Annotated in this window: 24 protein-coding genes; 9 read left to right on the top strand and 15 right to left on the bottom strand. The window is 51.3% G+C overall.

Translation table 11 applies throughout. The features are described 5' to 3' along the window. The first annotated feature begins 214 nt into the window (after positions 1-214). The 3 genes from FZZ92_RS10280 to FZZ92_RS10270 all read left to right on the top strand — a co-directional run bounded on the left by FZZ92_RS10280 (position 215) and on the right by FZZ92_RS10270 (position 1114). Entirely contained in the window at positions 215-535 is a 321-nt protein-coding gene (locus FZZ92_RS10280) for a hypothetical protein (RefSeq protein ID WP_226423178.1), read from the top strand. A 2-nt stretch (positions 536-537) separates the two neighbouring features. Next, positions 538-819, top strand: a complete 282-nt coding sequence (locus tag FZZ92_RS10275; protein ID WP_226423177.1) for a Nif11-like leader peptide family natural product precursor — start codon at positions 538-540, stop codon at positions 817-819. A gap of 61 nt (positions 820-880) precedes the next feature. After that, positions 881-1114 (top strand): Nif11-like leader peptide family natural product precursor, encoded by a 234-nt coding sequence (locus FZZ92_RS10270; RefSeq protein WP_115022935.1) that lies wholly within the window; start codon positions 881-883, stop codon positions 1112-1114. 8 nt (positions 1115-1122) lie between these two features. Here FZZ92_RS10270 and FZZ92_RS10265 read toward each other — a convergent pair whose 3' ends face one another. The 11 genes from FZZ92_RS10265 to FZZ92_RS10215 form a co-directional block, all read right to left on the bottom strand. Further along, positions 1123-1428 (bottom strand): CpeR family transcriptional regulator, encoded by a 306-nt coding sequence (locus FZZ92_RS10265; RefSeq protein WP_226423176.1) that lies wholly within the window; start codon positions 1426-1428, stop codon positions 1123-1125. A 1-nt stretch (position 1429) separates the two neighbouring features. Then, entirely contained in the window at positions 1430-2044 is a 615-nt protein-coding gene (locus tag FZZ92_RS10260; protein WP_226423175.1) for a chromophore lyase CpcT/CpeT, read from the bottom strand. 9 nt (positions 2045-2053) lie between these two features. After that, entirely contained in the window at positions 2054-2596 is a 543-nt protein-coding gene (locus tag FZZ92_RS10255) for a phycobiliprotein lyase (protein WP_226423238.1), read from the bottom strand. Positions 2597-2878: 282 nt separating this feature from the next. Next, positions 2879-3622, bottom strand: coding sequence for a phycobilisome rod-core linker polypeptide (locus FZZ92_RS10250; RefSeq protein ID WP_186571399.1), 744 nt, complete (start codon positions 3620-3622; stop codon positions 2879-2881). Between the two features lie 74 nt (positions 3623-3696). After that, positions 3697-5343 carry a phycobilisome rod-core linker polypeptide gene (locus FZZ92_RS10245; RefSeq protein ID WP_226423174.1) on the bottom strand — a complete coding sequence of 549 codons (1647 nt, stop codon included), beginning with the start codon at positions 5341-5343 and terminating at the stop codon, positions 3697-3699. Between the two features lie 55 nt (positions 5344-5398). Then, positions 5399-6283, bottom strand: coding sequence for a phycobilisome linker polypeptide (locus FZZ92_RS10240; RefSeq protein WP_226423173.1), 885 nt, complete (start codon positions 6281-6283; stop codon positions 5399-5401). Positions 6284-6455: 172 nt separating this feature from the next. Next, positions 6456-7169: a pentapeptide repeat-containing protein gene (locus FZZ92_RS10235; protein ID WP_226423172.1), complete on the bottom strand. Its 714-nt coding sequence runs from the start codon at positions 7167-7169 to the stop codon at positions 6456-6458. Between the two features lies 1 nt (position 7170). After that, positions 7171-7929, bottom strand: a complete 759-nt coding sequence (locus FZZ92_RS10230; protein WP_226423171.1) for a phycobilisome rod-core linker polypeptide — start codon at positions 7927-7929, stop codon at positions 7171-7173. Positions 7930-8001: 72 nt separating this feature from the next. Further along, complete coding sequence (locus FZZ92_RS10225; protein ID WP_226423170.1) at positions 8002-8577, bottom strand: phycobilisome polypeptide; 576 nt, start codon at positions 8575-8577, stop codon at positions 8002-8004. Then, a complete protein-coding gene (locus FZZ92_RS10220) occupies positions 8574-8999 on the bottom strand; it encodes a hypothetical protein (RefSeq protein ID WP_166017587.1) in 426 nt (141 codons plus the stop codon). The genes FZZ92_RS10225 and FZZ92_RS10220 overlap by 4 nt, the downstream gene beginning before the upstream one ends. A 109-nt stretch (positions 9000-9108) precedes the next feature. Continuing rightward, positions 9109-9765, bottom strand: a complete 657-nt coding sequence (locus FZZ92_RS10215; protein WP_115022950.1) for a TVP38/TMEM64 family protein — start codon at positions 9763-9765, stop codon at positions 9109-9111. Between the two features lie 59 nt (positions 9766-9824). Between FZZ92_RS10215 and FZZ92_RS10210 the strand changes: the two genes are divergently transcribed. Further along, on the top strand, positions 9825-10304 hold the full coding sequence (locus FZZ92_RS10210) for a hypothetical protein (protein ID WP_226423169.1): 480 nt from the start codon (positions 9825-9827) through the stop codon (positions 10302-10304). On the opposite strand, the gene FZZ92_RS10205 is transcribed toward FZZ92_RS10210, so the two are convergent. Next, positions 10305-10544, bottom strand: a complete 240-nt coding sequence (locus FZZ92_RS10205) for a hypothetical protein (RefSeq protein WP_226423237.1) — start codon at positions 10542-10544, stop codon at positions 10305-10307. A gap of 215 nt (positions 10545-10759) precedes the next feature. Here FZZ92_RS10205 and FZZ92_RS10200 point away from each other — a divergent pair, with 215 nt between their 5' ends. Both FZZ92_RS10200 and FZZ92_RS10195 read left to right on the top strand, forming a co-directional pair. Next, a complete protein-coding gene (locus tag FZZ92_RS10200; protein WP_226423168.1) occupies positions 10760-12190 on the top strand; it encodes a hypothetical protein in 1431 nt (476 codons plus the stop codon). Positions 12191-12291: 101 nt separating this feature from the next. Next, a complete protein-coding gene (locus FZZ92_RS10195) occupies positions 12292-12567 on the top strand; it encodes a hypothetical protein (protein WP_226423167.1) in 276 nt (91 codons plus the stop codon). Positions 12568-12640: 73 nt separating this feature from the next. Here the strand turns inward: FZZ92_RS10195 and FZZ92_RS10190 are convergent, their stop codons facing one another. Genes FZZ92_RS10190 through FZZ92_RS10180 form a run of 3 tightly spaced genes read right to left on the bottom strand, consistent with a single transcriptional unit; the run spans position 12641 to position 13590 of the window. Next, on the bottom strand, positions 12641-12826 hold the full coding sequence (locus tag FZZ92_RS10190; RefSeq protein WP_226423166.1) for a hypothetical protein: 186 nt from the start codon (positions 12824-12826) through the stop codon (positions 12641-12643). A gap of 3 nt (positions 12827-12829) precedes the next feature. Beyond that, a complete protein-coding gene (locus FZZ92_RS10185) occupies positions 12830-13012 on the bottom strand; it encodes a hypothetical protein (protein ID WP_226423165.1) in 183 nt (60 codons plus the stop codon). Next, entirely contained in the window at positions 13006-13590 is a 585-nt protein-coding gene (locus FZZ92_RS10180; RefSeq protein WP_226423164.1) for a recombinase family protein, read from the bottom strand. Before FZZ92_RS10180 ends, FZZ92_RS10185 begins: the two co-directional genes overlap by 7 nt. A 222-nt stretch (positions 13591-13812) precedes the next feature. Between FZZ92_RS10180 and FZZ92_RS10175 the strand changes: the two genes are divergently transcribed. The 3 genes from FZZ92_RS10175 to FZZ92_RS10165 are packed head-to-tail and all read left to right on the top strand — an operon-like array spanning position 13813 to position 17824. Continuing rightward, positions 13813-14517, top strand: coding sequence for a hypothetical protein (locus tag FZZ92_RS10175; protein ID WP_226423163.1), 705 nt, complete (start codon positions 13813-13815; stop codon positions 14515-14517). Positions 14518-14522: 5 nt separating this feature from the next. Then, a complete protein-coding gene (locus FZZ92_RS10170; RefSeq protein WP_226423162.1) occupies positions 14523-15287 on the top strand; it encodes a hypothetical protein in 765 nt (254 codons plus the stop codon). Continuing rightward, a complete protein-coding gene (locus tag FZZ92_RS10165) occupies positions 15287-17824 on the top strand; it encodes an AAA domain-containing protein (protein ID WP_226423161.1) in 2538 nt (845 codons plus the stop codon). The genes FZZ92_RS10170 and FZZ92_RS10165 overlap by 1 nt, the downstream gene beginning before the upstream one ends. Positions 17825-17833: the final 9 nt, after the last annotated feature.

The raw sequence follows: 17833 nt of genomic DNA, 5'->3' as shown, positions 1-17833 counted from the left end.
GATTTCGTTGCCAGCTGCTAGTGGAGCTCCAAATTGAGCTTGATCATGTCTGAGCCTGCAGCGGCTTAGGAGTTCCATTGTCCTTTTGACCATAGCATCGATATATCCGGCTTAGAGGTAATTGATTCATGATTAATGTATATCGCCGTTCTTCTGGTTTCAGCTTTAACGCATCCTTCCCTTCTGTTATTGTAGTTAAGAGAAGTTTGACACCATGCCTGTTTCGCCTGAGCTTGAGCAAGCACTTCCAAGGTTCGTGGAAGCTGTTCAGAGTTCAATAGAGGTTCAAAATCAACTTAACTTGGTTGTTGAGTTGGCACAATTGACAGACATTGTTAAACAAGTAGAGCCTGCCCTCACTGGCTCAGCACTGATTCCTTATGAACAGGCAACAAGTCCCCCTAAAATTACTATTGATTCTGGTGTATTGGAGAAAAATATTCCCTGGCGTTTGTTGCGATGCCCTGGAGGCCCTTTGGTTCTGCAGATGATTTGTGAAAAGGTCAATTTTGCACTTTGGATTGAAAGCTGCTGACGATGTCGAATTCTGTTATTGAGCAGTTTATTGATCTGGTTGTTTACGACCATGCCATGGCCACTGGATTGAAGGCCTGCGAGACTGATCAAGATATTGTTGATTATGCAGCCTCCCGTGATTATGTGTTTTCAATTTCAGCTTGGCTTCAGTATGTCGAATCAGATGCAGTTGTCTTGTCTGAAGCTGAAGTCTTAGCCATTCAAACCATTACGAACGACCATTGGTCATGGGCTTTCCGTAGGGTTGCTGCTTGGAGAGCCATGTTGATGGATGGTGCCTAGTTGTACTGTCTGTTTGCAGTCGTTCCGTCTAGACTCATTCCTATGATTTCAGAGGCTCTAGATGACCAATTCTGCCCTTAGCGCAAATCAAGACAGTACTTTAGAGGCTTTTATTTCTTTGGTTCGTCAAAATCCTGACCTAAAAGCTCAAATTAAAGCCGCTCTTAATCAAGATCAAGTTATCGATATCGCTGCCGCTAATGGTTTTGAAATCGATTCTTCTGCAATTTTGAGAAAGTGGAGCAAACATACTGACTTTACTCAGGATACGTGGATGGGATGGTTTGAAGAGTAAGAATTCCCTCAAGAATTAATTTCTGAATATCTTGTTGATTTGCTGCCTTTTTTGGCCCAATATGTGACAAGTTCTTCTCCTCCTGGCCTAGGTACACTTGCGGTAGCTTGTAGTATTTTGAATGATCGCCTTGGTCCCATTGGCCAATTCCCGATAGCTTTAACTCTTCTAATTCTTCCGCCAATTGCTTGTATGCAACTTTCAAATTTTTCTAGCTGTGTTTGATCAACAGTTTCGAAGATAAAGTCCGTTCCAACGCATATTAGATGCTGAGAACGTATCCATGCTTTCATTTGTTTTTGTGTATCCTGCATCTCAGGCTTTGTTATTTAGCCACTCATCACTGATTTCTTCGGAGAAACTTTTAATTCTCTTGAATTTTAGAAGGCCATGCTCGGATCCCCAGATCTGTTCATCTGTCTTGGGGTCAAATCCTCGATCACGGCTGATCCAATTTTCTTGATCCACTTCAACTTCGCTAACAAGATAAGTTAGTTTTCCGTCTCGTGGAACTAAGCAGTTTTTTCCCGGTTCAACTTTTCCGATGTAATGACCTGCTTTTTCTTGTTGGAAATGCATCGCACATCCACACCGTTTTTTTAAGGTTGCAGTGTTGATATCTTTCATGAGTTCGGCATCACGACCTGCTCCAGCCAATCTTCTCGGGTTAGCGAATCCGTAGTTCTCTACTATGAATGATTCTTTGCTTGCAGTTAAACGATGAATTCCCTGTCTATAGGGATCCCAAGGTGCATAGTCGTAACATTGTTCAGAATAAAAGCCAGGCCCTTGGAAGACGTGCCACGGTAAGGGTCGAAAAAAGATATTGATTCGAGCAAAATCCTTTGGGTTTTGTTGTGACTGCTCGATGTTGTCGTAAACACCAGCGAGAGTCTTCGCGAATTCGGCAATGGCTAAATTCATCTTCATCTTATGTCTCTACGCATTAATGCGTCTGACTTCGGATGCAAACGAAGTTTGTAGTATCCCTGATCCGGCAGATGTTCTCAAGACGGAGGATCTACAGCGAACATTTTCTGAAACAAACCAGATTCTTTCTTCCGCAATTGATTGCTCATATTGAGTTGTAAGGGTAAACGTACCATCATCCAAAAAGTGATATTCAGATATTGCGGCCTCAGATTCTGCGTATCCAACGCTTCTGATTAATTTTCCTGAGCAATTGTCTTTTGTTAGAGGAACAATAATGCAAGATCCTGATGATACTTCTGACGGATCTTCGGGTTCCCAGTCGCTTTCTGCGCACCACTCCATCCTGAATGGTGATGTAACCACGTGGTCATCTTGGTTCGCGATAATTGATGATTCAAGTAGCTGTTTTACCTCGGTGTTTTCTTTATCGATCTGTTCTATTGTGACTTCGCTAAGAACTTCTTCAAACTGTTGAAAAGCTAGAGAGTGCCCTGATCGCATTGAGCGCCACTTGCCTGAACTTTGAGCAACAAATTGCTCAATCGTCATGCGAGGTTGTGTTGCTTTCTGGGTTGAGCTCATCCAGTGAAGGACGGTTTATCTGCATCATGTTAACCATTGAATCCACCATCATGGACATGGCCATGGGAGTCGACGCTACAGATTGCAGGAATGTTGTGTTCCTGCTTGGGTGTTCACTTGATGGTGGGCGGAGAATAGGCATGTTTAGAAAGGTTGTTGCTCCTGTAGTTGGCGGCCGGACGGCTGCTGTGGCTGATGTTTGATTATCTTGCCATCATCACTGATGAGCCAACGATAATTCTACGAAAATCAAAAGGAGTTAACCTTCGCAATAGAAAGGATCTTGCCTCCCTGAGACAAGATTGTTTTGATGGTTGCCGACATGGACGTTTGGTTCACCACTGATTTCTGGACCACTCTGCGGTTGGCACCAACTTGACGGGGGGATGTCCAGTTGATGGTCAACGAGCCGGCATTACCAACACCTCTACGATCTTGTGCCTCAGGTGAACTTTCAGTGCAGAGGCTATTCAAGAGCTTTGAATCTGTTTCTGCGTTGTCGTATCCGGCATAACCGGCATCCAAAGCTCTTGCTCGTGTGAAGAAGAGCGTGCTTCCGCCAACGACGCTCTGTGTGGCCCGGTTGTAAGGAACTTGGTCGATGCCAAAGGCCCCAAGATACTCATCGCTATAGGTATAACTAGCGATCTCTGCTTCATATCCTTCTTCTTGCAGGAGGCGGACATGACTCATCAATTCTGCTTGGTCACGGGGTGGACGGCCAAGGAGATGCTTGAAGTTCAGTTCAACAAAGCGGTATGGGCTGTTGGTTTCTAAAAAAAGCTTTTTGTATGTTTCTGACTGCGCGAGAGCCGTTACCAATCCTTGGACTGTCAAATCTCCATTCATGAACAATGCCTCGATCGAGGCGTTCACGTCGAGTTCCATCAGGTGTCGATTCCCAAAAACCTGGCGGTACGCTTGTCGAATCACATCCGAAGCATGTGTTGTGTCGACGTTGGCAGCCGAGGAAAGAGTTGTTGGCTCAGTCATGATGATGTGATTAGAAGGTGATTTGAGGGAGCTGCTTCATGCAGTAGCTCCCAGTAGCGGCAACTGATTTGCCCTTACATCACCTCAGTGATGGAAACGATCTTGCCTCCGCGGGCATGGATGTACTTCATCTGGCTGCTCATGTCTTTGCCGGACACGACGTAGCTGTTACCAGCCGTGCGTTGACGTGAGCGAGCTGCCTGCGAAGCAACAACAATGCGGAAACGCTTTTTGGTGGGATCTGGGGCACCAGACTGTGTACCGGTGCGGTTTGCCCTGCTGGTGGTTTTGCTCCAGCCGCTGGGAGCCAGGCCTGTGGCCACTGAACTCACCAATGCGGAGCTGCCCAGCACCGTATCGCTCGCCGCATATCCTTCTGCCAGGCTCAGTTGACGGTTGAAGTCAACCTGAGAGCGGCCGCTTTCTGTAAGGATCCGAGCGAACGGAACTGTGTCTTCACCAAAGGTGTTCTGGTATTCCGCGCTGTCGACGTAGCTAGCGATTTCAGCCTCATAGCCTCCTTCGGCGAGAATCTTGGTGTGCTCGCTGATTTCGGCCTGGGACTGCGGAGCCCTTCCCAGGAAATGTTTGAAGTTCAGCTCGATGAATCGATATGGCGCACTGGTTTCGAAGAAACGGCGCTTGTATTCGGCTGATAGGCCAACGGCACGAACGAATTCACGTGTGCTTAGGAAGCCGTCGATGAATTTGCTCTCTGCGGAAATAACCCGTTCGAACTCCATCAGATGGGGGTTGCCCATCACTTGCTTGTAGGTGGAACGAATCAGCGCAGCGAGTTGATCGGGGCCGTCACCAGGGCAACGTTGGAAAGTCTCTTGCTCCCGCTGGCCAAGACCAAAGGTGACGTACACATCGCCGCGCATTGGTCCGGAGTCTTTGCCTGAGGTGATGCCAGGTGCTTTGCTGCTGAATTGGGTGGAGGTGTAGCTTCCGGACGATGGACGCAGACCAACGGGCTGACTTGGCAGGCTGATGCGAGGAGCCACACCATTGGCAAGGCTGCGGGTCAGCGCTGGACCTGCGCCGCGGGCACTATCACTGCCTGCAAAGCTCTTTTGCAGAGCGGCCAGCATTGGGAAGGCTGCTGTCGACAGGTCAGCGGGTGAAGACCATGAACGGGCATAGGGGACAACATCGCTGCCGAAGACCTCGAGGTATTCCGCGGAGTCAATGATGCTGTCGACCAGGCCATCGTGACCGTGTGCTGCCAGCAGAGCGATTTTGGCTGAGATTTCGGCCTGTGTTTCAGGTGCTCGGCCTAACAGGTGCTTGCAATTCAGCTCGACACCCCGCTGCGGGGCAACGCTTCTGAAGAAACGGTCCTTGTAGAAGCTCGACTTGGCCAGTCCACGAACGAATTCACGCACGGTCAAACGACCGTCACGAAGCTGAGCTTCCAATTCCGAGCACCGCTCGAAATCCATCACATGGGCGTTGCCAAAAACCTGTCGATAAGAAGCACTGATTACTGTCTCCAGTGACGCCACATCTTCTGGGCTGTAGCACTCGCTCGTGACGCGATGGGGGCAGTCAGCATGGGTCCGAGGACCAACCCCAATCGCCATCTGATCACACGACTGCTTCAGGAACTCACCAATGGTGAGAGCAGCGGTTTGGTCTACTCCCTTGCGCTGGAAGCGAACAGGATCACTCCACTTGGTGGTTGTGCCGAAGCCAAGAGAAGATTGTGTGCTGGCCATTGTTTTGCTGAGGGGAGAGGGGGCGTGGGTGTCGAGATGAGTGCGGATGAGGCTTCTAGGTCACCGGCGTAATGCTGGCGATCTTGCCGCCTTCGTTATGGATGCGTTTGAACTGCTCGGAGAGCTTGTCGAACGGCACGTAGAAGACCCGGTTGCCGCGGGTGTAGCGGGAAATCCGCCTGACATTGTTGGCTTTGTAGGCCGTGACCTCGACCCGATACGTGAGGCCTTGATCGCTTGCGCCAGCTCCGAGACGCGTTGGTGCGTCCTGCAGGTTGGGGGACGGCCGGAAACTCCAGCCAGCGGTGTCTTTGGAGGACGGGGGAACCACCGCGATGGCTCGGTTCAGATAAGCAGCACCTCCCAGCTTGCTGCTGTTGCCTGCAAGATCACCCTTGAGGCTGCTGCTGCTGTTGCCGCGCAGCAACTGGAAGCTCCAGGTGAATTCCTGCAAGGTTGCACAACTTTCGGTCTTCCAGCCCCGCTGATACGGGACCGTCCATTCGCCGAAGGTGTTTTGGTATTCCTCGCTATTCAGAAAGCTGTCGATATCAGCTTCGTATCCCTGGCTGTCCAGGCGATCGGCGTGCTCACGCATTTCGGCGTAGTCAGCAGGTGCGCGGCCTAAAAGATGGCGGAAGGCCAGTTCGATGTAGCGGTAACGCGCGCAGTTATCGAAGAAGCGGCTGCGATACAGGTCGCTTTTGGCAATGCGGCCCACCAGCTCTCTGACGCTGATTTCACCAAGCTTGAACTGGGATTCTTCAACGATCTGCCGCTCGCTGTCCATCACGTAAGCGTTGCCAAGCACTTGCTTGTAAACGGCTCGGATGATCTGTTCTTTCCTGGCGTCCTCATCGCCTGGGATCAGCTCGAGGGGGGCTTCACTCTCCTCAGAGAAGCGTTCGACCCCTAGAAGCGAGGCTGGACCGAAAGGCATGAATTCACACGCAGTGGTTCGACCAATAGTCCTTCAGAAGTTTGCGCTCGAAGAGCATTCTTTATAAACCTCAATCAATTATGTCCGACTGTTGCGTCACGCAATGATTTCTCGGCCGCGACGGCGATCTCGGCGGGTTTTGTAGGAAAAGTTTTGATTCGGAACGTTCGCCTTAGGCGTCTTTCCCATTGATCAGCGATTCAAGGCTTCCTCTTGTCGTGGAGCGGGTGATCGGATTCCAGCAGTCGAGTTCTTCGACTGATCGGCTCAAAAGCGTGGCAATTTGATCCTCCAGCCCGGTGCACAGGGAAAAGTCTGCTCCGCGAATCGACGTGACCGTGCCGAGAGCCGCCCCCTCCAGGTTGGCGCCGCGCAGATCGGCCATGTCCATTTCGCAGGTTCCGAATCGGGTCCCCCGGCACATGGCTCCGCGAAATGTGGCTGATCGCAGGTCCGCGCCAGCTAAGGAGACTCCATCCAGCAGAGCTCCACTCAAGTCTGAGCCACTTAAATAGGCACCCATCAGCACGCTGCCTCTGAGGTCCATTCCCCGCAAATCTGTGCTGTTCAGAAAAGCCCCATTCAGCTTGGCCCCTGGGCCAACGGCTCCACTCGTGTTGAGTGCGAAGTCTTCCGGTACCAAAGTTGTCTGGTCGTAACGGGCTAGGCGTAAGTCAGCTCCTTCGAGTTGGCACTTGCTGAGATTCGTGCCGCGTAGATCACATCGACAGAGTTTGGCGTCTCTCAGGTCGAGTTGTCCTAAGTCTTGACCACTCCAGTCGGCTCCTCGAGCATCGACTGGACTGTTAGCGGAGCTGGTTGCTCCGCACTGTTCCGGTGCCGCCCATTCACGCAGATTAAGAGCCCCAGATTTGGGCATCGACATCTCAGTTGCGGAGCATGGCAACAACGATCGTAAGGAGCACCCGCACTATTTCGAATCCACCGACGGCAAACAGACCGAGCCAGAGCTTCAGTGCGAAGGCAGGCGGTTCGTCGTTCACCCATGTGGCGGCGACGTCCAGTCGTTGTGCCTCGGCGCCCTGCTGGCTGGGCGCGCGATCTTGAAGCGCGTCGCGCCAGTCGGTTCCGTAGCGCGGGAATTGTTGGTAGATGGGGATTTCTCCGAGACCCCGTCCGGGCAAAACGCGGGACCTTTGCTGCGGAACAAGGTCATACCCGAAGCAGTTCATGTATTCGGGGCTGTCCAGCAGGGCGTCGACAAAGGATGTGAAACCCTTTTCGCCGATCACGATGGACCAGGCACGGCGTTCAGCGTCGCCATGGGTCGGGCGGCCGAGTACTCGGCCGACGACCTGGTCCACCATGCGGTAGTTCGAGCTGCACTGGTAGTAACCCTGCTGGAAGCGTTCTGACAGGAGCAGGCCACGGATGAAATCCCGAACCGTGATGTTTCCGCTGCGCAGCTGTGATTCAAGGAACGGTTCGCGATCACTGCGCATCGCATGGAAGAACACCTGCCGGTAGGCCTGCTCAATCAAACTGTCGATCTCGACTCTGGATGTGTCATCGCCTGCAGCACAGGAGGCATACATCTGAGGCTTGATGGTGCTGCTGTCACCGGCAAGATTGCTGACGCGACCGTTCTGTGTGTTGAGCGGATACCCAAGAAGCGGGATGGCCATGGCGTGCCCCGTGAGTAGAAATACTGGGGTGTGATCTTCTCTTGATAATTGGGTGTGAGGTGGCTGCGCTTATCAGCTCTTAACTGCAGATTTGTTGAGCTCCGCACTGAGGTGCTGGAAGCAGTCGTTGATCAACTGCCGGTCGCTTGGTTGCGAGATCTCTTTCAAGGCCTGCTGTCTCAGCTGGTCGAGGGCGATATTCATTCCCTCGATGGGGACATTCATCCGCCTGTAGAGCTCCCGCAGGGCCGCCATCCCGTTGGGATTTGTAAAGCGGCTTTGGTTGCATGCCACCGAATAGATGATGACGCGCAGAAAGTTCCAGCAGTCGCGCCAGCAGGCCTCTGCTCTGTCCTGCGGGTGGAGAGCCCCGCCCGGCTCCACGAGCTCTGGCTGGGTTTCAAGCAGGTGGCCCCTCGCCTGATTCACCAAGTCATTCGTCCTGTTCGTCAGGTTGCCGGGGAGCGTGCAATCCACTCCTGACGACTGGCAGATGCTGGCCAGTTCATCGGGTGTGAGCAGTCTTTGCCCCTGGTCGGCACGCTCGAGGATGGCGCGCGTGGCCTGGGGCAGTGCCTCGCTTTTGCTCAGGCCCTGAACTTGCGCACCCTGCACCAGGGTCTTGAAATCGATGTTCTGGAGGTTCAAGCGTTGACGGTGGCCACTGGTGTGGCGATGAGCCAGCCGTGGCGTTCCAAGTAAAAGGCCCACACCAAGTCTTGGCCAAGCCCAGGGCAACGGGTGATTGCAGCTTCGCTGAGTTCTGCCGGTATGCCCAATTGCGACAACAGCACAGCCACGGCGTCTGGATTGGAGGCCGTCGCTGTGCGGATGGCTGATCCGACCACCCACGTCAGTCGCGTGTCTTTCAGATCGCCGCTGCTTTCTTCGCAAGCCAGCAGAAGATTGGCTGGCGACGTGTGTTGATCAAATGTCTCTTGCCAGAGCTCGATGTTTTCATCGCGAAGATTGATCCGAAAACAGCCATCTCCTACTGGTAGATCCAGCTCACCGCTGCTGCCGGCCTGGTCCTGAAGGACAACAATTCTCGGATCTGCCAGTGCGCTCATCAAGAAACGCCGCTCAACATGAATTTAACCAGTGTCCTGGAATTTCCCCGTGCAGGTGATCGGTTCGTGGGAATCGACATGCACCAGCAGTGATCCCTGAGGTTTCGCGTCAGGGGGTGTCGTCTGAGGGCACCGCTGAGGAGTTCTTTTTCAGCAGGCCCGTGACAGTGGCCAGGGCAAACATCGCTAGCAGAGCCAAACCCAGGGTGAGGCTTGCGCCCTGAGCCACCCCTGCGCCGACGGCCACCAGGATCGAATCGCTGATCAGCACGCTGATCACTAGAGCAGGGGCAAAGATGCGCCAGTGGGTGCGGCTGATCCCGATGGCATAGCTGAGGAAATCAAACAGTCCGGTCATCAGCAGCCCCGTCATCAAAAAGAAGTTGCCTTCCAGTTGGTTTTTGCTGAAGCCATCGATCCGTTTCATCGCGCTGGCCCCCACCAGACGGCTGACCGGGCCCCGTCCCCAGCGGCGGGCGATGAAAAACGCCGCACTGCAGAACACCAGGTCCGAGAGGATGATCGTGAGGTAGCCGACCTTGAACCCCAGCAGAGAGCCGGCCAGTAAGGAATAAACGGAACTCGGCAGCGCCGGCAGGATGATGCTCACCCCCCGCAGCAGAAAAAGACCGAGTGGTGCCCAGATGCCCATGTCATTCACAGCGCTCTGCAGCGGCGCGATGCCGTAACGCTGCAGATAAACGACGGCAACAATGAAGACGGCGACCCAGGCGCTGACCTTCAGCCCTGTCTTCAGCCTTGACATCTCCTCAATCGCTTGAAAGCCCTGGGGAATGTAGGCCAGTCGCGGCTTGTCCCAGGGCCGTGGACACGAAGCTCAGCATCGATACCATCGGCGAAATCTCTCGACCCGAGGCCTGTCCGGTGACCACCTCCTCTCCGCGCACCGCGTTCGAGCAACAGCTATGCACCCATCTGTTCAGTCTCAGTGAGGTGGTGGAAACACTGGCTGATCGTTTGATGGAGCTGGAGATGCGGTTGGCCGACGTTGAGGGCCAACAGGTGGCTGATGCGGAAATCGCCGCGGTCAGCGATGACGCCGGCGAACTGCTTTTGGCGAGCGAAGAGAAAGTGCGGATGCTTCGGGATCGTCTGACCCCAGGCGAGGTCGTGGCTCTTCATGCCGAGGCTGCGCCAGCCGCTGACGATCAAGAGGTTTCAGAGACCCCTGAGGTTGAGATGGAGGTCGTCGACCGTGTCGAGGACGAGGCGCTCAGTGAGGACGCCATCAGCGCTGACACGGAATATGTGGATGATCCTCAGATCGATCTGCTGTCTGCCTGATCAGGTCAGCTCAAGCAGACGAATCCGGAAGGCGGCCACCTGTCGTGCCATGTCGGGGGAACTGATCAGAAACGGGTGGTCTGCCATCGCCTCAAACACGGCTTCCAGGTGCTGCTCTTGGCTGACCTCGCCGCTGTTGCTGCCTCGCAGTTGTTTCCAGGTGCGATCGAACACCATCGCGAAGCTGTCTGCGTTGTCAAACACACGGTCTGTGCCTGCATCTGGAGAGATGAATGACACGGCAGTTTTGGCATCGATGTGATGCCAGGACCCAGATTTGAACTGGGGGCGTTGCGACAATTCGCCCCCTTAAACGCTCAATCTGTATAGCAACAATACTGAAAATGCCCTTTACGGGCGTTTTTGCTTGCTGCTCCCATACCGCTCCCATACCATCGGGATGATTTGCGGTAGGTCCGAACCACTCCTGGAAGGTGTTTCGGTAGGGGAACTCTATGGGACGGTCGCTGCCACAGGAATGGATAGACGGCACCCTTCACACCCTCAACGTGGTGCGCGACCTGGGGGGCAAAGGGAACATCCCCCACACCTCTCTGTCGGTCGTCCGTCAGAAACCCAGCGCGAACAGCAGAAAGACCAAGAACCTCCAGTGGCGCTTCCTGCCGGAGAAAGCAGATGACCCTCGTCCGTTTGCTGGCAAAACCAATCGGGGGCGGGGAAAGCGCATCTATATAGAAGGGACTTGCGGGACCACCGACCCCTGGGAAGCAGCAAAGGTCGCGGTCGCTGCCTCCCAAAAGAAGTGGCAGGAACTTCTCTCACAGTCCCAAGTGCGGGAAGTGGAGAAGCAACACGCTCTGTCGGTCTATTGGGAGCGTTGGTATGCCAAGGCGGAACTGGAACCACGGAATAACCAAAACCGCTGGTTGAGCGACAAAAGGAACCTTTGGAACGGGACCACAGGCATAGGCGTTCAACCCTGGGCGACGGTCAAAAGCATTCAGGCGATCACGAGCAACGACTTTTTGGAGTTCTTCCGTCTCGTCAGGGAGAACTGTGAAGCGAAGGGCAACTCAGGAGAAGAGACCAGAAGGCAATACAAGACCCTTATCCGCAACCTGTTCAAAGAGGCGAAGGCAGATTTCCCCGCTCTGTCCTGCCCTGAGTTTCCTGCGATCAAGAAAAGCGTGCCTCAGAAGAGGCACTTCACCCATCAGGAGTGGGAGCAACTGGTTCGCTTTGCTTCCGACTTGTCTGGTGGTGCTGCTCGTCGGTCTCTCACGGCGGAGGAATATCGGGAACTGCCTTGGACCCCGACGAACCGTCAGAACTCTCGGAATTGGGTGGATTTGTATGACGCGCTCCACCTGCAGTGGTTCTACTACCTCCGAAGTGAGGATGCTCCTCGGTTGAAAAGTGAGTGGTTCAGCGAGCGACTTACCGACGAGGGGGAACCTCTAATCATTTGCTGCCTTGAGAAAACAAAGGGGGATAGGGACAAGCACGACACCTATGCCTATCGACCAGATGCGTTGGAGAACGTCCGCCGCATCCTCAAGAGGAAACCAAAGGGGTGGTTGAACTTCCCCCACATCAAGAGAACGGAAGGCAGCGAAAACGAGAGCAACGTCGGAGAGACAATCAACTTCCTTCTCAAGAAGGCGTGTGAGAAGGCAGGCATCTCAACCAAAGGGATTGATTGGACTACTTGCCGCCACACCGCGTTCCGCTTGACGCTGGAGGATCACCCAAAACTCGGGTCCACTCAATACATCCGTGATTTCGCGGACAACGGTCATACGTCGCAAAAGATGCTGGAGGAGCGTTATTTGCGCTTTATCCAGCGTGAGAAGACAGCGGCAAAGGCACGGGCAGCAATCACCCCAGGGAAGTGGTCAATGGTCAGACGGGTGGAGAACAACTGATGAGAAGTACAGACGACAACCTCGTTCCATCCGATAAGGACCTGGAGCACCTCCTTCGCAAAGCACAGAAGTCTGCTGCTAAGAAAGAGGCATATAAAAAAATGACCAAGCAGTACTACTGCTCAGTTGCTAACGGGATCGTGAGGGAGGTGTTCGAGGACTCTTCCATTGACGACCACTACCTGCTGCTGAAGTGCCTGATGCTGCGTTGTGCCCAAGAGTTCAGCGATCTGCACAGGGAGGTAGGTCTTGAGCGCATGAACAAGCGACAGTTCGATGCTGCCGCTCACTGGATCAGTGATCAAGGAAAGATCGCTGCTGCTGCTGAACTCCTTGCAGGAGTTGAGATGGGGGAAGACGACTGGATGGTGCCTTGAGCATTACTCTTCGCCTCACTGACCTGGATAAGAGGTGCTTCTTTTAACGCTGAATAGATGGATTGCTATGGAGTCATTGCCCTGGATCCACCTCACTGAGTACTGCACCGTCTTCGCTTAGGACTCGTGTTTTTCTGCCGATCATCCTGGCGATCCTCTTTGCTTCTTCAGAGGCGATCTCCAAAGACGTTGCTGTGGCGTGGAGGTGCCATTCCATGAAGGGATTCAGTTCTTGGACGCGGAACTGGTCTCCTGCCATCCCTCAGTCGCCCTCCATAACTTTCTCCACCACTGTGTCCTTCACCCTGTCCTGAAAGGTCTTGCCGTCTTGCTCAGGAGCAATCGCATTCGCAGTTGATCTCAGCAGATCTGCGGTGATCTGCCTTGCCTCTGGGTTGGTGAAAAGAAGGAACCCAAGTCCAACTCCAACAAGGATTTTCAGCACGACACCGCCTCTTGTTCAGCAATGATCCGACGGATCGTTGAGAGCGCCAGTCCTGTCTGCTCTCTTATGGAGCGATAGGAGCACCCCTCGTCTCTTAGGCGCAGCACCAGGCGTTCCTTTGCCTGGTTGGTTTTCGGGCGACCGCCCAAGTTCCCGCCTGTTGCTTTGCGGTGCTGGATGCTCTCCAAGGTTCGTTCCTGGATCAGTGAGCGTTCCACTTCCGCCAAACCAGAGAGCAGACCAATAAGGACAGGGGCGAATTTCCCTAGTCCTTTGGTGTTGACCAATCCATCCAGCGTTCGGACATGGATCCCTTGCTCCTGAAGTTGGTGCAGACGGGAAACCACTTCCACTTGAGTTCTGCCGAGGCGATCCAACTTCGCCACCACCAGTTCATCGCCTTTAACGACGGCGTTCAGTGCTGCCTGTAGTTGAGGTCGGTCTTTCTCTTTGACCCTAGTGCTGATGGTCTCCTCAAAGACGACCGCACAACCTGCTTCCTTCAACGCTGCAACTTGAGCGTCTGTCTTCTGGGATGCCGTGGAACAGCGGGCATATCCAACGCTGCGGGCAGTCATGGTTCCAAAAAGGGCGTTAGCGAAACCATAGCAACCGAACACCCTTATTGGAACACCCTGATTCCAGTGCCTGTTCATTTCCCTGGTGTTATCGCAACCGTTCGGTTGTTGGAACACCTACAAGTCCATGCGTCTTCGGCAATGACTGCTGAGATCCCTCAACTGAGTGAGGCGTGACCCGAGGAGGGCGTCCAGAATGGGGGTAGGCACTCAGGCACCCGCATGAACGTTCTCCTTGCCGCAATGGCGGTGGCGAACCCTGTCATTACTGCCCTCCTCACCATCGTGGTGTTCCTCGAGAAGGACAAGATCAAGAAAAGGTCCGAGGACCTGGAAGCGGCACTTAAAGCAGGTAACCAAGAATTGGTTCAGACCGTTGCTGCTCAGAAGGAGAACTTCGAGAACATTGCTTCACGCCTCGAAGCACTCTCAAAAGATTCTGCAAAGTCGGCAGAGACCTTTGTTGGTCTCTCCACTGCTTTGACTGAAAGTTCAGCAGTCAGTGCCACTGCGTTGAATGGAGTGACCACTGGACTGGAGGAACATGCCAAATCAGTAGAAGGATTGGTAACCAACTTGTCGAACCATGTTTCTTCGACCAGTGCAACAGCAATTGCTGATCTAACGAAAAGATCAGAAGAAACTTTGCAGAAAGTGTCTGCGAATGTACAAGCGATTGAAACTTCCCAAGAAAAGGCAATAGCAAATCTCGGATCCCAGTCAGAGCAAACGCTTCAATCGGTTCTTACTCATGTCAAGAGTCTTCAAACATCGCAAAGCGATGCTATTGAAACCTTGTCCTCAAGTTCTAAAAATACTCTGACTTCGTTAATTGATGAGGTCAAAAAAGTAGAGGCAGCGCAGATTGCGGTTGCGAATGCCGTCAAGGAATTGCAGGAGACACTGAAGAATACAGTTTCGCTTTGAAATTTATGGACAACAATCTGAGCGAACGCTATTTACTTTATCTGCGCGACATGAGCAGAAAAGTTGCTTTTGGATCTGCATCTGGAGGCGATTATGCTCAGGTGTTAATTACAGCGGCAAAAAGAAAGACAAAAAGTCGATTTCAGCGAATAACAAATATAAATCTTGCTGACTTGAGGACCAAAGGAGAAGAGGCATATAGAAGAGAACTTGATCAAGAAAAAATTGGCAATGGGATCTTTTGTGGTGTTGGGATGCTCGCTGGTACTTACACCAAGAAGGTAGGTGCCAAGAATTCTTTGCGCTTAATTGCTGCTCCAACCATTTATGGACAAGTTGTTTTTGAAGAAAGCGGTGAATGCGAAATATCAGAGTGGGTTGTCAACTATGACCTTGCGACTGCTTTAATTTCGAGAAACGCTGACGAGGAAGAGGAGGCATATGCTGCTTTTGATCCTGATGCCAATCCAACTGGTAATCAGATCGTCCAGGACATTGAAGACAGACTTGACAGCGTGTCTTTAGAGGATCTGGCAAGTGTCTCCGCCTTGTCCGAAAAATTTGTCAGTGACTTTAAAGAATTCACTGAAACACCATGCGAAAGATTGGAGTTGCCTCTTGCATGCGCTGAAGCAGCAATCGAAGCAAGAGATGTGACCAAGACAAGAAAGTTTTTTTACTGCCCTGGCGACTGGATCTTCTTTGCACCAGTGCCGCCAGGTTTAAGCACATATCGAGCACTTAATGATCTTGCTCAGGGGTTTTCCTGATGACTACTCTCGAGAGACTTCTCCAATCTGTTTTCGCTGGGAAAAAGTTTGAATCAGGACATCGTCAAATAGAGGATGAGGACATATTTTCGGCATTAACCAGACTTCCTTTCTCGCTTTCAAAGTCCCAGAAGACAGCAATATACCGTTCTCTTAAAAATGATATTTCTTATATCCAAGGTCCCCCAGGAACCGGAAAATCGTTCACTATTTCAGCGCTGGCAATTGCTGCAAGCGAAATGGGAATGAAAGTTCTGGTTGCATCCCAGAAAAGACCAGCGGTTGATATTGTTTATGAGAAAGTGACTAATATTCTTGGTCAGGCGGCATGTCTTTATATTTCTGATGATCAGCAGACAAAGCAAAAAACAAGAGGTGTCATTAATGAGTTGATTTCAAAGGCAACTGACTATCAGACTGGAAACGAAGTAAACGAACTTCAGCGACTTACTAAGACAGTGCAGACGCTTGTCAAAGAACGGCAAGAATATGCGATTAGAATTTCTGACTTTGAGTCAGAGTTGAGAAAGTATTACGACGTTAATCAAGAGGCGTTGGATTCGCGGAAGGTGCTTGAGGAAGACTTTGCCTTACAGGAATCGACTATCAAAAAGATCAATCTGCTGTCATCAGAAAAATCAAGATCGAAGGCGCAGATACTTCTTTCGGAATGCATTGAGATCAGAGAGTCATCCAGGCGTAATGGAGGCAAAGTCCTTCGAGAGCAGGCAGTACGACTCAGAATTCTTTCTACAGCAGTGCTTCGGGCACTAGATATGGAAATAGATCAGTACAAGAAGCACAAAGAAGAAGTTTTGCTCAGAGCGCTGACGTATTCGTCATGCCTTTCTGATGCCCAACAAATGCACAGAGGCATTTCTGAACAACCGTTAGAAGTCATGAGGAAGACTTTTGATCGACGCAATAAGGAACTATATCCATCAGATCCTAATGAATCAATTCTGTCAGACTTCCTCTCAAGTAGTCATTCAGTTCGCATCAACAACTTGCTTCAAGAGAAAAAGTATAGGGATGCATTAGATGCCTTTTACAAAAGACTTAGATGGAAAAGTGTAAATAGAGTGCGGAGTGCAAATTCAAAAATCGATTTCGATCTTCTCCTTAAGGTCTTTCCAATTGTCATGGGAGAGATCAAGTCATTACATCCCTATCTCCCTTTTAAGGAAGAATCATTTGATTTGCTCATCCTTGATGAAGCGTCCCAGGTCAATTTGGCAGAAATATTCCCGATCCTTTTTCGTGCCAAACGCTTTTGCATTGTTGGAGACCATAAGCAATTGGGAATCAAGGCGGGCGGCGTCATATTCCTGAGCAAAGTCTTTGAGAAATTGACTTGGAATAAGCATTTTTCTGGACTTCCTGGTTATCCATTGGACTTCAAGACAGCGGGAGAACGAGACTTGCTTGTATCACAGTCATCGATTCTTGATTTAATAAGAAACGATCTAAATCCCATTGCTGCTGCACCTGTTCTTCTGAATGAGCATTTCAGGTCACTACCAATGCTTGCTGAATTTACAAGTGACCAATTCTATTCAGATGAGGGATCTGGTAAAGGTCTAAGGATCATGACTTCATTGCCCGAAAAGAAGGCAATAGATGCCTTTATGGATCTCCAGGTGGCATCAAAGCGTGAGGAGAATTCTCAAATAAACAAAGGAGAGGTTGATCGTGCTTTTGAGTTAATTGAGTCCTTTGCAAGAAGCACACCAATCCCTTTGACACAGAAAGTCTTTGCCATATCTCCATTAGATAAAAAGGAATTTATAAGCGTAGGCGTTGTTTCATTTATTAGGGATCAGGTTAATTACATAAGAGAAGAAGCATTGCGGCGATTGTCGGACGAAGAACAAGAAAATATTTCCTTGATGATCGGAACCCCAGAGGAATTCCAAGGCAATGAGAGGGATGTGATGATATTTACGCCGTCTGTTGACAAGGATCAGAAAAGATCAAAGGCATTTATGGAGGACAGGAATAGATTCAATGTCGCCACGAGTCGGGCGAAGTACTTTACTTACTTTGTTCATGGCGAGTTGCCCTCCAACATGCTTCTGATGCAGCAAATGCTTGCAAAGATGGGGCAAGGGAAAAAAGATGTCAGTGACATCGATCTCGGGTACCTTCCTATTGGATGGTCATACGAACCATCTGCTTGTGAATCCGAATTTGAGTTGATAGTCGCTGATGTTATCGCTGATCTAATACAGATGGAATTCCCGCAAAGACTTGTTCTTTACAATCAGGTCCATACCTGTGGTTACAGACTTGACTTAGTTGTTTATGACCGCTCCTCCAAGAAGGCGGTCGGTATAGAGGTTGATGGAAAACATCATTACTACGCTGATGGTTCAACCTATACAGACAATCATCTTGAGCGGGCAAATGCTTTGAAGCGTGCGGGGTGGAAAATCAAATATTTGCCTTATTGGAATTGGTTCCAGGACGGGTGGATTGAAAAAGATGATGCTGCTGCACAAGATCTTCGTCAATTCCTTAGAAACTTTTTCTCGTGAAATTACTCA

Source organism: Synechococcus sp. MU1611, from assembly GCF_020514255.1.
In the GTDB taxonomy this organism is placed as follows: Bacteria; Cyanobacteriota; Cyanobacteriia; order PCC-6307; family Cyanobiaceae; genus Parasynechococcus.
Note: the sequence above shows the minus strand (reverse complement) of the source record. Positions and strands in the feature narration are given on the sequence as shown.